This is a genomic window from Xenorhabdus japonica (assembly GCF_900115195.1).
Classification (GTDB): Bacteria; Pseudomonadota; Gammaproteobacteria; order Enterobacterales; family Enterobacteriaceae; genus Xenorhabdus; species Xenorhabdus japonica.
On the sequence record NZ_FOVO01000040.1, the window covers coordinates 1 to 13029 of the forward strand.

At 46.8% G+C, this 13029-nt stretch carries 14 protein-coding genes; 1 reads left to right on the forward strand and 13 read right to left on the reverse strand.

Features of this window, described 5'->3' with window-relative positions; all coding sequences use genetic code 11:
* The first annotated feature begins 817 nt into the window (after positions 1–817).
* Complete coding sequence (locus tag BM135_RS13430) at positions 818–2350, forward strand: phosphoethanolamine transferase family protein (RefSeq protein ID WP_245737406.1); 1533 nt, start codon at positions 818–820, stop codon at positions 2348–2350.
* 45 nt (positions 2351–2395) lie between these two features.
* Here BM135_RS13430 and BM135_RS17550 read toward each other — a convergent pair whose 3' ends face one another.
* From BM135_RS17550 to BM135_RS13495, 13 genes are all read right to left on the reverse strand, one after another.
* Positions 2396–3499 carry a hypothetical protein gene (locus BM135_RS17550; RefSeq protein WP_092520380.1) on the reverse strand — a complete coding sequence of 368 codons (1104 nt, stop codon included), beginning with the start codon at positions 3497–3499 and terminating at the stop codon, positions 2396–2398.
* Positions 3500–3503: 4 nt separating this feature from the next.
* On the reverse strand, positions 3504–3680 hold the full coding sequence (locus BM135_RS17070) for a hypothetical protein (protein WP_175486147.1): 177 nt from the start codon (positions 3678–3680) through the stop codon (positions 3504–3506).
* A gap of 319 nt (positions 3681–3999) precedes the next feature.
* Complete coding sequence (locus BM135_RS17555; RefSeq protein WP_245737407.1) at positions 4000–5313, reverse strand: hypothetical protein; 1314 nt, start codon at positions 5311–5313, stop codon at positions 4000–4002.
* Between the two features lie 2 nt (positions 5314–5315).
* Positions 5316–5969, reverse strand: a complete 654-nt coding sequence (locus BM135_RS13450) for a DUF2612 domain-containing protein (RefSeq protein ID WP_092520383.1) — start codon at positions 5967–5969, stop codon at positions 5316–5318.
* Positions 5966–7153 (reverse strand): baseplate J/gp47 family protein, encoded by a 1188-nt coding sequence (locus tag BM135_RS13455; RefSeq protein WP_092520385.1) that lies wholly within the window; start codon positions 7151–7153, stop codon positions 5966–5968. The genes BM135_RS13450 and BM135_RS13455 overlap by 4 nt, the downstream gene beginning before the upstream one ends.
* Entirely contained in the window at positions 7146–7490 is a 345-nt protein-coding gene (locus BM135_RS13460) for a contractile injection system sheath initiator (protein ID WP_092520386.1), read from the reverse strand. The genes BM135_RS13455 and BM135_RS13460 overlap by 8 nt, the downstream gene beginning before the upstream one ends.
* Positions 7487–8179 (reverse strand): Gp138 family membrane-puncturing spike protein, encoded by a 693-nt coding sequence (locus BM135_RS13465; protein WP_092520387.1) that lies wholly within the window; start codon positions 8177–8179, stop codon positions 7487–7489. Before BM135_RS13465 ends, BM135_RS13460 begins: the two co-directional genes overlap by 4 nt.
* Positions 8180–8181: 2 nt before the next feature.
* Positions 8182–8997 carry a baseplate hub protein gene (locus BM135_RS13470; RefSeq protein ID WP_092520388.1) on the reverse strand — a complete coding sequence of 272 codons (816 nt, stop codon included), beginning with the start codon at positions 8995–8997 and terminating at the stop codon, positions 8182–8184.
* Positions 8963–9283, reverse strand: coding sequence for a phage baseplate plug family protein (locus BM135_RS13475; RefSeq protein ID WP_092520389.1), 321 nt, complete (start codon positions 9281–9283; stop codon positions 8963–8965). Before BM135_RS13475 ends, BM135_RS13470 begins: the two co-directional genes overlap by 35 nt.
* A gap of 17 nt (positions 9284–9300) precedes the next feature.
* On the reverse strand, positions 9301–9825 hold the full coding sequence (locus BM135_RS13480; RefSeq protein WP_092520390.1) for a phage baseplate protein: 525 nt from the start codon (positions 9823–9825) through the stop codon (positions 9301–9303).
* Positions 9822–11954, reverse strand: coding sequence for a coiled-coil domain-containing protein (locus BM135_RS13485; RefSeq protein WP_092520391.1), 2133 nt, complete (start codon positions 11952–11954; stop codon positions 9822–9824). Before BM135_RS13485 ends, BM135_RS13480 begins: the two co-directional genes overlap by 4 nt.
* Positions 11955–12040: 86 nt before the next feature.
* Positions 12041–12499, reverse strand: coding sequence for a hypothetical protein (locus BM135_RS13490; protein WP_092520394.1), 459 nt, complete (start codon positions 12497–12499; stop codon positions 12041–12043).
* A gap of 53 nt (positions 12500–12552) precedes the next feature.
* On the reverse strand, positions 12553–13005 hold the full coding sequence (locus tag BM135_RS13495) for a phage tail fiber protein (RefSeq protein ID WP_092520396.1): 453 nt from the start codon (positions 13003–13005) through the stop codon (positions 12553–12555).
* Between the last annotated feature and the right edge of the window lie 24 nt (positions 13006–13029).

Consider the following 13029-nt stretch of genomic DNA (forward strand, 5'->3'; position numbering starts at 1 on the left):
GGATTGTAAATCACAAACGATCATCAATGTTCCTACCTTTATGTACTGAAGGCACATCACTGAACTAACTGTTCAATTTAGACCCGTTTGCCCTAGGCCAGAAGGTAGAAAGCCTTTCGAAAATAGAAGGGAATTTTTATATTCGCACACTGGATCTTTTAATTTCGATTCGTGAGCGAAGTCACTGTGAAAAGCAGGTCAATTGAAGGGAATTTGGCGATAAAAGAAAAACTGCGCCGCCACTCCGTCGCCATTTCGTCGCCACTTTGCTATTTTCGTGCAGTTTAAAACCATGAAAAAAGCCACCCAAAAGGTGGCTTCTTCGTATCCTAACTTACTGTTTACCAGTAAGTTTTTATTTGGTGCCCAGGGCGGGACTTGAACCCGCACAGCCTTACAGCCGAGGGATTTTAAATCGTTGTTATTTTCAATAAAATCAAAACGTTAAATCACTTACTCCTAATATAAATCACTGTTAACACTCTTAAAAACCAAACGATTACATGTAATTGCCATTGATAATTAGGAATAAATAGAGCATAAAATGAACATTGAACCTTGCTTATTGCTAATCATTTCTATGTGTTTTCTAATCGAAGAAGATGAGATACCACCTCTACAACGCAACAGTTCGCCAACTACATTGACAGAATATCCAGCATCACATGGTGAAAGAAAAGCGAGAGATCATAGATGTGCTAGGAAGTAAACTGCTGGCGTTTTTGCAAGCAGATTATAATTGTGGAGATGAAGAATTAGGAAAAGTATGCTAATATTATTTTTATTTTACTATTAAACAATATTAATTATGAAATTAATGAGCCACACTTTTTACAAGTATATTTTAACAATTGTTACAACATTGGGCTTATCTTATCTACTGAATTTTTTTATCTTTCAAAAAGATTCCAGTATACCTCACATATCAACTTTTGCATTGCTCTTATCAATTTTTCTGTTAATTAAGGGAAACAATAAAATTTTGTTCAGCACTGGTAGTACGCTACTTTTCTTTCTTATCATCCAAATAAATTACTCTCTTTTTTTCGGTGAAAGAATATCTGTATCAGTTTTAGATTCATTTGTTGAGACGAATAAAAAAGAATCATTATCTATGGCCAGGCATTTATTTTTTATAATGTTATTGCCGTCTTTAGTAGTTACAATAATTTTATTTTTTCTAATAAGAAAAAAAGCAAAAAACATTCAATATCATATAGTATTTAAAGTATCACCTATTTTTATTTTTCTTATCACATTTTGTCTTAGCACCTCTGCTGTCGACAAACAATTATTATCAGACATAAGAGAGGATGATAAAACAGTTGGTCGATTTATAAGAGATAGATACCCTGCTGTTATTGGGGATTTTGCTTATTTATACATTTCAAGCCATTCAAATGATAAATATGCAAACATTAATAAGATAAATGAACTTAACAAATCAATAATAGGAAGGAATAAGCCTGGAGTTAATACTGTTATTTTAATAATGGGGGAATCATCACTATCAACCCATTATAGTGCATATGGATATAAATTAAACACAACCCCAAACATGGATCGTATATTTTCTTCTAATGGAGGTTGTATAATTAAAGATGCACATTCTAGCGCACCAATAACAAGAAACTCTGTCTCTATGTCTCTTGCATTTCATACACCTGAAAGTGAAGAGAACTTATTTAAAAATAAATCAATAATAGAAATGGCCAAATCAAATGGCTACAAGACTTATTGGCTAGGCTCGCAAGATCTGGATGGACTTCATTCATCTAAATACGGGTTTATCGCAAAAAAATCTGATATAATAAAATTTACAAACTTTAAAGACAATAACCTCAGCACTCTATTACATAACGTTCTTTCAGATAACGAAGAAAAAAAATTTATTGTAATTCACTTACATGGTAGCCATATGCCTTATAATAATTACGATAATGATGACAAGTTAGCACTACCTAGTGCTGATAAATATGACTTAACTATCCACCATACAGATAGAGTTATAAATAATATATTTGACGTCATTAATAAAAACAACATTAACTACTCTGTGATATATACATCTGATCATGGAGAAATAATTAATAAAGGACATGGTTATCAAAAAGGCAGAGATCAATACCTCGTGCCTTTCATGTACAAATCAAATGATAGCCAATATAATTGCCAATTTATAGAATCATTCCGAAATAAAGATGGTTACTTAAGTGGGCTAATGAATAAATACATATTATCAGAACTTATAGGATACGATATTGAACCATCAATTCTTAACAGAGAAAAAAATAATGATAGAGTGTTAACAGCAGATGAATCTGTTTTGCCATTTTCACAAATAGAGTAAGCTAACATATTACGACCACTTGGTCTGTGTGGTCGTAAGTTATTCCTATTTTGACAATACCACTTCGACCATTATTTGTGATCCATCTTGCCATCTCAATGTCGAAGGTGGGATAAATTCAATTCTACCCCACCATCCCGCGGGCCATTGTGTAATAAACACTCTCCGATTAACAGGTACTTCTAATGGCATCCACAGATCATTATCAAGCTTAATATACACTAAACAACCGGCTATATTTTCAGTACATACCATATCTCCGCTGTCTTGTACCCAACCATACCAAACAGTTTTTTCTTGAGTTCTACGAGTACCAGTATCTTTTTGTAGATACCTACCATCGCTCTCTCCTTTGGTATAGCTTTCTCCCCTCAATGCATAATTACCAACAGGTTGGTAGTTCCCACTCGGTTGATACTTACTATCTGACTCCCTTTTTGTGTAACTTTCTCCACGCACTGCGTAATTGCCTGCAGGCTGGTAGTTTCCTTTAGATTGATACTTCGAATCTGATTCCGATTTAGTATAACTTTCACCTTTCAAGGAATAGTTACCAGCGGGGGCATAATTGCCTTTCGGTTGATAGCGGTTGTTACTTTCGTCTTTTGAATAACTATACCCGTCAGTCAGATAATTCCCTACAGGTTGATACTTAGCATCGGATTCAGATTTAGTATAACTCTCACCTTTCAACGCATAATTCCCAGCAAGAGCGTAGTTGCCTTTTGGTTGAAAGAGTTGATTAGATTCCTCTTTGCTGTAGGCATCCACCTCTCCAGCTGTCAGATCAGCTTTTAGTTCTACCCAAGATATACCCGTCTCTGGCTCTTCTCTGTTATTCTCAAGGCGCGACTGCCAGATTTTTTTATTGTGATAAACCAACACCCGCATGGGATAAGGCTGTGCATCACTGTTCCATTGAGCAGTGCCAAAGGTCTGCATTTCCCCCACTGCTTCGGTGATATCGTGGAAAATCCCGTTCATCTTTTCACGTTCAATATTCATTGCGGTAGGATCTTCATTTGGATCAAGTCCATATCCACTACCATAACCTTTTGCATAGGAAACAGCGCCATCAGCTTGAACTTCATCAGGAATAGAAAATCTATCTCCCTGCGCTGCAAAGGGAACTTTAAATGTTTTTGTCATGGTATTAGGCTCCGAAGTGGCTGTTGAAGAAATTGGCATGTGAATAGCCAAAGCCAAAGATATTACTGACACCGCTTTCAGCTCGGCTTAGCGTGGCAGTTTGTTTTTCCCTGATTGGGATATCAGGAAACACATTATCTTTTTTCGGTGCCTTATCAGGTTTGCTATCTTGAGTATTCATATTTAACCCTCATTTAATCAACAAAGTACATTGCTAAATAATATGAAGGCGGTTGGTCATCTCCGCCTATAAACATCAGTAATTCGGTTTATCAATACGGAAGAATCTATTTGGGCACTTTTCAATGAATAGATTAGAAATTTATTACGTCACATTTTATATCATAAGAACGACATATAAGACCAAGAAGGGAATTAATGAAATTTATCTCATGAAGAATAATTAATGAAAATATGCCATAAAATTTTTAGGTAGGTATGTGCTCTGATATAAATCATATGTACCTCTTTAGGGAGTAGCCCTAAAGAGGGTATAGACTTTATTTTGACAATATCACTTGATCCATTATTTGTGAACCATCCTGCCATTTCAAGGTCGAAGGTGGTACAAATTCAATTTGGCCCCACAAACCTCCCGGCCATTGCGTAGAGAATACTCTTTGATTAACAGGAACTTCTAGTGGCAACCATTGACCTGACGTAGTTCTAACATAAACCAAGCAACCAGCTATACTTTCAGTACAATTCATAGTTCCACTATCTTGAACCCATCCTGTCCAAACAATTTTTTCTTGAGTTCGCCGAGTACCTGCATCACGCTGTAAATATCGTCCATCAGACTCCCCTCTGGTATAACATTCTCCCCTAACCGCATAATTCCCGGCAGGCTGATAATTTCCGGCTGGCTGGTAGTTCCCCGCTTGCTGATAATTTCCACGGGGTTGATATCTGCCGTCACTTTCTCCTTTCGTGTAGCTGTCCCCTTGCAGGGAAAATATCCCCCCTCTACCGGGATGCCTAACCTCACCTATCCAAGCGCCATTTTGTTGAGCGGTCCAACACCAAATACCATCTCTTTGAAAAAAAAAGCTTAGATTATTACCTGAACCCGTTACGATATGTGGTGCCCTCACTTCACCCGTGAAAGTTTGAGAGGCAGCACTGGCATAATTCCCTGCCGGCTGATAATTTCCGGCGGATTGATAGTTACCGCGAGGCTGATATTTGCCGTCACTTTCTCCTTTCGAGTAGCTATAGCCGGCTACCAAATAATTCCCCATTGGCTGGTATTTCGCATCCGATTCTGGCTTCGGATAACTCTCCCCCTTAAGTGCGTAATTGCCCGCAGGCTGATAATTTCCTTTCGGCTGGAAACGGGTATCCGATTCTTCCTTATTGTAGCTGTATCCCGCAGGGGTATAATTCCCCAACGGCTGAAAGCGCTGATTGGCTTCTTCTTTATTATAGGCCCCCACATCACCCGCCGTCAGGTCGGCTTTTAACTCCCCCCAGGCATGGCTCACCTTCGGCTCTTCCTTGTTATTTTCAATCCGCGACTGCCAGAGTTTCTGGTTGTGGTAGACCACCGCACGCAAAGGATAAGGCTGTGCCTCTAACGACCATTTCGCCACGCCAAACGCCTGTATTTCCCCCACCGCTTCGGTAATATCGTGAAAAATCCCGTTCATTTTCTCACGTTCAATATCCTTCGCGGCCGGATCGGTGTTCTGGTCACGTTCGTAATCATAGCCGTAGCCCTGAGTATACGAGACAGCCCCGTCTGGCTGGACTTCATTAGGAATAGCTACCCTGTCCCCCAGTGCGGCAAAGGGGGTTTTAAAGATTTTCGTCATGATTAAGCTCCGAAGTTGCTGCTTAAAAAGTTGGTGTGTTTTTTACCGAAGCCAAAGGCTTGTTTGGTGACAATACGGTATTTGACGCCCACGCCAGAGGGACGCGGCATCAGGTCAAAATTTTCGAGTAAAACCCTGAGATGCTCATCGGGGTTGAAGTTGAAAACGTAATACAGGTAGGTCATGTCGAGCGGGTCGAGCACAAATACTTTGCTTTCATTACGCCAGAAGAAGCGCTCTAAAAAGAGGTTGATGTTAACCACAGTCGGGCTTTGCGTCAGATTGAAATAGCGCATACGGATAATCAGGCGTTTTTGTTCAGCGGTGAGTATCAGGGTATAATCGGCATTGCGCCGGAAATTCCCCTTGAAGTTGCGTTTCTTGCCGAAGCCAAAACCCATTTTGGTTTTATCACTGGGGGCCACATCAATGCCCAAAGACACATCCAGAATACGCGCCCACACGGCCAGTCCGAAATCATTGGCCGTATCGATATTAAACACATCGTGATACCAGTTGTGCCAGAACGCCACATTGCTTTGCTCAAAATACGCCGCCTTACGACGTGCCAGCGTGTTCAGCTTCGGGGCATTTTCGTATTGCCAGAGGATCGCTCGCAACAGGTCAGAATGAAAATCAACGGCCTGTATTTTCATGTCATCACCACCTGCACCGAACCCCGATGTAATCGGGCCACTTCGTTGAGTTTGACAGGGATCGTACCCATCAGCCAGTTCTGGCCATCCGTTGACAGCTCGACTTTAGTGATAAACAGTCGCGCTTCAATACTGTTAATCGCCGCCGAGATTTCAAACGGTGACACCTCCCGCCCGACCACCAGTCCGTTATCACCTTCCTGCTCACCCCGTACCCATTGCTCAATCGCCGCCGGAATGATGCTTTGCGCATCCATCGTGGACTTTTTCACCGTGACCCGGCATAAGATGATTTTTTCGGTCGGACGATCAAAACGAATTTCATATTCCTGCCCGCTTACCCGCTCCGTCACCGTCACCACTTCTTTACCGTTATAGGCCGCCCCGATGGTTTTGGTGCGCAGTAAGGCCCGGGCGATTTCCTCACGGTCGCCGCCTTCCACACAAACATAGACGCTATGGGGCAACAGCTTAATACCATCAACCGTGATGATCTGCGACGCATAGTTCTCACGAAACGACAACGAATTCACGCCCTCCAGTTCGTATAGCGAAGACGTGATGGCTTCGCCCACACTGACAGTGTTCTTAGCCAGCGTCTGCTTGCGTCTTCGCCGGGCGCTAATATCCGATTCCGCTTCACGCCCGACCACCGCATGGGTGGGATTATTAACGGTTTCCCAGCCCAGCACCGAACTGGCGACCCGTTCAAGGTGGCCGGCCTTGCATTCCACCGTGCCGAACAGTACCGCACGCATATCCCCGGTGGTTTTGCCGTTCTTGCCGATAATCAGGGTGCTGATCGTTTCAAACAGCGCCCCGGTGACCGATTCCGCTTGGGCGCCTTTGGGAATAATCGTCTCCGGCACACCGCCGAATTCAACATTGGAAAGATAAGAACGGGTAGCCGCAAAACGGCTGCCGCCCATCAGCGCCCAGATTGCATCCAGAAATATCCCCCCGGCGATATCGGGATTAATCTGGTTCGCCAGTTCCGCATTGTTCCTGACCATCGCATCGCGGTTTTCGGTCTCCATCGTCACCAGTACCCCTTGTGGAGTCTCCGGTGACAGATCGATGTCCTGCCCGAACGCGGCGAAAAAGTCATTTTCCACCTCGCCGCGCAAATCCGCCGTATCCGGCACAATCACGCCCTGCCGGGTTATATATTGATAATCAGCCATTGAGGGTAAAACTCCCGTAAGTTGAGCGGATCACCGCGATGTAATGTAATTCGTTATCTGCAATTTCTGCCTGAAAAGAGACGACTTCTTCCACCCCGTCCACCTCGTGCATCCGCTCACGAAACGCCGCTTCAAACATGGGTATATCGGCGTGACGGCCAAAGGTGGTTTTCCAGTAGGGGATGCCCTTATCGACCTTGTGCAACATTTCACCCCGCAGGGCACGGGCATAATGCACACAAAGGTGGCTGACGGCCCCGGCATTGCGGGCCATCGCCAGATTGCCGTCATCCCCCAGCTTCAGGTCATTATTGTCATCCACGGCAAACGTGATCATAGTGGCCCCCCCGTATTGCCATCGCCTGTCTGTACACCACGATGTTGATGGGTATCGCCAATATTGTGGCCGTTATGCCGCATCGTACCGCCGTAAGAATCACTGTTACCGTTCACGGCATGATTGCCATTGATGGTGACATTGCCGGTGAACAGGGTTTCCGGGGCGTTGACTTCAAAACGGGGTGTTTCCAGTACGGCTTTATTGCTGTGTAACGACAAACAGACTGAGCCATCCATCGACTGGATAACCAGCGCATCCAGATTTTTACCGTCAATCGCCCAGCCTTTAATCGTGTCGGGAAAGAACATTGCATCACTGAACGAATGGAGCCGTGCGGTATTGGGCTGGTCTTCCTGCCCGCCGCGCTGAAATATCAGGCTGATATCACGGTCATTGGCTTTCAGCCAGCCAACATCGCCGGGTTTGACGGGCACACGCAGAAAGAAACCGCCGCCGCCAAAACGAAACACCGGGATATTATGCACCGGTGCGCGGGAAAGGGTCTGCCCTTCAGTGGTCGCCATCATCACCAGCGGCTTGATGATCGCCCGGTTGGTCTGGTCGTCATAACTGACGACCGTCGCCGGTAACATATCTTCCACGTTTAACATCAGGTTACGAAAGGCGGCCATAAACTGCCCCGCGAGGCTGCCTTCGCTCGCAATATCACTGTTCGGTTGATTCATGGTTATGCTCGCTTGCAGGTTGCCGTGTAGAAAAAAGCGTCATCATGGGAGGCAATATCGAATTTCAGTTGCTCAATAATGTAATCGCCGTTGAGGGATTTATTCAGTTTACTGTCCAGTCGCAGCAGGCCGCCCAGAAACGATTCGCCGTCAATCAGGAAGCTGACATCCAGTCCCTTTTCGGTGGCTTTGGGAATACCCACCATGCCCGACGTCATATTTAAAATGCGCAGGCGGTTTTTTAACGCCCTGTGGCTGTCTTTGACATACAGGACTTCATCATCAATAAACGCCTTCACCCCACCAGATTCCTGCAAGCGCGCGATTTGCGACAGCGCCGCACCGCAGTAGTACCAGTTGGCAATATTTTTATCCGTCGCCTGAAAATCCAGTTTCACTTTGCAATCATTGGCGATGCCCTGCGCAATCTCAGACAGCGGTTTCATTGCCCCACCGGACGAGGAAATTATTTCCCCGCTACGGCTGTTACCCGTTTTAGCTTTTAGCGTTAGCGTGACATCGGGCGGTGAGGCAATCTCCGCGCTGACGATATCGCCGACAAATACCCGGAACAGACCGGTATTGACCCTGCCCGCTTCCAGTATCAGGCGGCGTGGCTGTTTGTTTTTAGTGTAGGGGCTGGTCTGAGTCAGGAGATAATCGCGGGTATCGCTGCCCAGGCCGTCGATATTAACCGCGCATTCATTTTGCAGCGGGTTGGCGTATTTAGTGCCGGAAGCCGAGAGGCGCATGCCTTCGTACCAGTTGAGCCGCCCGCTGACTTCAATCCCCAGCCGGATCCGTCTCAGGTCTATCATCGTGACTCCAGTAAATTAAGGTTTGAGTGGACTCGAACTGTGCCCACCACGGCAGCTCATCCTGTTCGGTGAGCAAAACAAAATTCCCTGCCGAACCGAGGCAGGCATACGGAATTAACGGAGCATTGGGGATTAACCGGCTCCCCTGAATCACCATCACCTCATCGCGCTGGATATCACAGATCATCATCTGACGCGCTGCTTTTATCGTGATAACCCAGTTGACGCCGTCCAGCGTGACCGCCAGCCGTTGATTGGGTATCGCCCGTAACGGAATTTCACGCATAGTCACCTCCGCATGGTTTATGACGAAAACAGGTCGTCGCCATCCATGATTTTGACGGCCACGGATTTTTTACGCCCCGCCGCTTCTTTGGTCTGCACATTGCCCCGGTTGACCGTGCCGGACTGGGTTTTCTTTGCCACTTTTCGCGGCGGCAGTTCCCCGTATTCCGGCTCAATCGTGCGCCATTCCGAAAACCGTAAAGACAGTTTGATGGCATCCGCCATCTCCGGGACTTCATCGTGGTAAAAGTTGACCAGTATCATCGGCTGGTAGGTTTTTACCCGTGTCTGGATACCCACCAGTTGATGGGTGTCATAGGCTTGCTGCATAGCCGAAAAGCTGTTTTTCAGTTCACCGGTGAGCAACAGTTCCATGCCAATTTCTACCGCCTCCACCACAATATGATCACTGCGGGTTTCGCCGTTCTCCACCTGAAACTTCGTGACTTTATGCTCATCGCGGACACTGATTTGTATCGGGCTGGCACTTTCGAACAAGGTGGCGAAGCTGTCCACATGAAAGATTTTCACCTCGGTGATCATTTGGCTACCCCCGTGGCGGTTTGCTGACTCAGATCTTTTAACTGATTGCTTAGTTCACCTTTCATATCTTTGGCAATGCCCTGTGCATCTGTTGCTTCTGTTTTGATGTTGATTTCCCCAATTTGCGTATTCACTTCATGGGTCTGGTGCGACTGGTTACTGATCGCCTGACTGGTCACTGGATTAAGCGGATGATTGGACGCAGCGGTCAGGCTCTGGTTGAGTTTGTCGATATCGGCTTTCAGTGCCTGTTTGTCATCGGCTTTGGTATTGTCTGGCTTCGGCGGTTTGGCCGTGATTTCACCCGCTTCATTAATGGAGCGCTCAACCACTTCCACTTTCTTATCCTCGCCAAACCCAAACCAGCCCTTCACGGTGCTTAATCCTTTGGACACGGCATCCAGTCCGTTACTGATCCAGCCAATCACTTTCTGCACCTGTTCCCACATCCATTTAAATGCGCCCACCACCGTATCCGAGACCGACTCAAAGACGCCGCTGAACTGACTGCCCCATTCGGTCAGGGAAGCCACCGAACCCAGCAGCCAATTGATAAATTCCGTGATTTTCTGATCCATATAATTAAAGGCGGCAATCACGATATCCGCGACAAATTTCACCGCCGTTTTGAGGTAGCCAAACAGGGTCTGCCATGCTTCCCACAGCATCATCACGACTTTCTTGAGCATCGGGTACTTGTCCAGTATCCGGCCTATCATCGAATCGTTGCCGTCAATAAAGTTCATGATATCGTCATAAACAAGGGCAAAGGCCGCGGCCAATAATGCAATGATGGCGATAATGGCCAGAATAGGCCAGGTTGCCGCCAGTGTCGCGGCGGCAGCCGCTAACATGGGGGGCACATAGTAGGCGGCGACCGCAATCCCGATAGCGAGAAAGAAGCCGATAATCAGGTTCTTATTGTCCTTGCAGAAGTCAATAAACTGAGACAACCACGTCATGCCTTTGGCAAGAACGGGGATCACCATCTCCAGAAAGCTGTTTTTCAGCAAGCCCGAAGATTGGTTGAATTTGTTCATGGCGGCATTGAACTTGATAGACTTTTCGATGCTCTCCTTGGTGATACCGGAATATTCCTTTTGTATCCCCATAACCCGCTCCAGCTCCTTGCGGCCTTTCATCATCAGCTCGACGGTTTTCTCATCGGACACACCCATGCCTTCCAGTGTGACTTTGGCCTTATCAAATTTCATTCCTTTGACTTTATCGGCGGTAGACAGAATTTTTTCCATTGACGCCGTGGTATTGCCAAAAGTTTTCGCCATTGCAGTGAGATCAGCCTGCGCGGCTTCGCGACTGCCGCCCAACTCGGCCATGGCCCCGCTGAATGCATCCATATCCGCGGTGGCGATACCGATTCGTTGACTCAGTTTATCCAGTGCCTCAATCTCCTGTGAGCGTGAGACGGCATCCGCAAAAATGCTGCCAATGCTCATCACAACACCGACTGCCCCCAGCGCCTTAGTGGCAAATCCGGCCACAGATTCCCCCGCGGCTTTGTATTTGCCCTCTGTCTCGGTCAGCATGCTTTGTAAATGGCTTTGTGCCTTAGCCTCATCAATAGCGGCCTGAATACCCTTGGTGCGCATGGTTTCAATAAACTGGGCGTAGTCGGCATGCAGAGACGCCACAATCGCGTCAACCGATTCTTTCGCCTTGAGGTTCTTTTTCTCGGCCTCCGTGAGATTATTGAGTTCGCCATTCAGGGCAGTTAATTCATTCTGTAGCTGTGCATACTGCGCATTCAGCTGCGTCACCGTATCGCCGCTGTCCTGCATGCCCTGATTAGCCTGCTCGCGCTGGCTATCGAGGGTGGCGATAGCGCTTTCCAGCTCGCTGATTTGGGTACGAACCGACGTGAGTTTTTCGTGGGTGTCATGGATATTGACGTCAATGTCAAACGACTCGCCGCCGGATACGTCCTGCAATGTTGCCGCCAGCTCTTGGACAAAACGGCCCACACTGCCTGCCCCGTCCGTGGCAGCTTCCTGCGCCTTTTTCATATCGGCGATAATGTCATCGGTTGAGCGGCGGAACCGGTTAAACGCCGCATCCGCCTGACGGGTATCAAATTCAAAGAGCTGCACAAAGGTATCTAACAGTGACATAACTTACCTCGATGTTGACGCCGCAAGCCGCTCGTTATACCGATTGGTGATGGCGATTTCCCACAGGTCAAATGCCTCTTCCAAATCTATGGACGTTTTGAGTTCGGTGAGGGTGGCGTAGCCGGCGCTGACGATGACGGCAACGAACCCATCAGCGTTTTGATAATCGACGGGAGTGAACCGCTGATTTTGTCCAGCAGGAATTGGAGGAAACCGAGGCTCCCGTCGGCCCCGAAAAAACTGGTGTTATACCGCAGCATTTCCAGCTCTAGCCGGATCAACGCTTCGCCATCCGGGACATGGTTATCAATCAGGGTTTGCGTTTTCAGCAGCATTTCCTCGCCATCCCGTTCAACCGCGACATAGCGCATCATCTTCAGCATGGCTTCATGGCTGATGGCGTAATCACCAATTTTCGGCGCGTTGGACAGGGGATATTTCGCCAGAATCTCACGCCCCACCGTGGCAGGCAGTCGGCTGATAATAAAAGTATGCGCTTCACGATCCGCATCGGTGATCGTGATGGTTTTGGGTTTAATTAACATCATGGCCTCAGATCAAAAAAGGCGGAAAAATCCGCCTGATAGGATGAAAAAACTTAGCGAGCGCGAGTGCGGTCGAAATCTTGGAATACAAAGGTGTATTGCTTGGATTTCAGACGCCCGGCACTAGCGGCAGAGTTACCCCGGCTGCCGTTGGTGATCTTGCCATTACGGGCTGTGGTGGTCGAACCATCGCCATAGGAGGCAACCAGTGTGATAATGTCACCGGCATGGCGGCGACCACGCTTGGCAATGTTGGCTTCCAGCAAAATCGCCAAATTTTCATCTTCCTCACTGCCTGCCAGCACGTTAATCGTGATGGTTTGCGGGGTGGGCGTTGACCAGTAGTTCAGGTTGCCATTGATATCCATGCCCGTTTGCGCGATATCGACAGCGGGCAAATCCAGCGGATCGGCATCATCGGCAAACCGGGTGATTTGAATCCCTGCCGGGAAGGTGGTGCTGGCCTGTATTACCAGACTTAAGCCGGTGGCAGAAACATCGTACATTTTTCTTACTCCTTAAAACCAGCC

Coding starts and splice junctions, on each gene's coding strand:
- BM135_RS13455 (WP_092520385.1), bottom strand. CDS start 7,153: ATGGCTGATTATCAATATATAACCCGGCAGGGCGTGATTGTGCCGGAT.
- BM135_RS13480 (WP_092520390.1), bottom strand. CDS start 9,825: ATGATCACCGAGGTGAAAATCTTTCATGTGGACAGCTTCGCCACCTTG.
- BM135_RS13490 (WP_092520394.1), bottom strand. CDS start 12,499: ATGTTAATTAAACCCAAAACCATCACGATCACCGATGCGGATCGTGAA.
- BM135_RS13495 (WP_092520396.1), bottom strand. CDS start 13,005: ATGTACGATGTTTCTGCCACCGGCTTAAGTCTGGTAATACAGGCCAGC.
- BM135_RS13450 (WP_092520383.1), bottom strand. CDS start 5,969: ATGAAAATACAGGCCGTTGATTTTCATTCTGACCTGTTGCGAGCGATC.
- BM135_RS13475 (WP_092520389.1), bottom strand. CDS start 9,283: ATGCGTGAAATTCCGTTACGGGCGATACCCAATCAACGGCTGGCGGTC.
- BM135_RS13430 (WP_245737406.1), top strand. CDS start 818: ATGAGCCACACTTTTTACAAGTATATTTTAACAATTGTTACAACATTG.
- BM135_RS13460 (WP_092520386.1), bottom strand. CDS start 7,490: ATGATCACGTTTGCCGTGGATGACAATAATGACCTGAAGCTGGGGGAT.
- BM135_RS13485 (WP_092520391.1), bottom strand. CDS start 11,954: ATGTCACTGTTAGATACCTTTGTGCAGCTCTTTGAATTTGATACCCGT.
- BM135_RS17555 (WP_245737407.1), bottom strand. CDS start 5,313: ATGACGAAAATCTTTAAAACCCCCTTTGCCGCACTGGGGGACAGGGTA.
- BM135_RS17550 (WP_092520380.1), bottom strand. CDS start 3,499: ATGACAAAAACATTTAAAGTTCCCTTTGCAGCGCAGGGAGATAGATTT.
- BM135_RS13465 (WP_092520387.1), bottom strand. CDS start 8,179: ATGAATCAACCGAACAGTGATATTGCGAGCGAAGGCAGCCTCGCGGGG.
- BM135_RS17070 (WP_175486147.1), bottom strand. CDS start 3,680: ATGAATACTCAAGATAGCAAACCTGATAAGGCACCGAAAAAAGATAAT.
- BM135_RS13470 (WP_092520388.1), bottom strand. CDS start 8,997: ATGATAGACCTGAGACGGATCCGGCTGGGGATTGAAGTCAGCGGGCGG.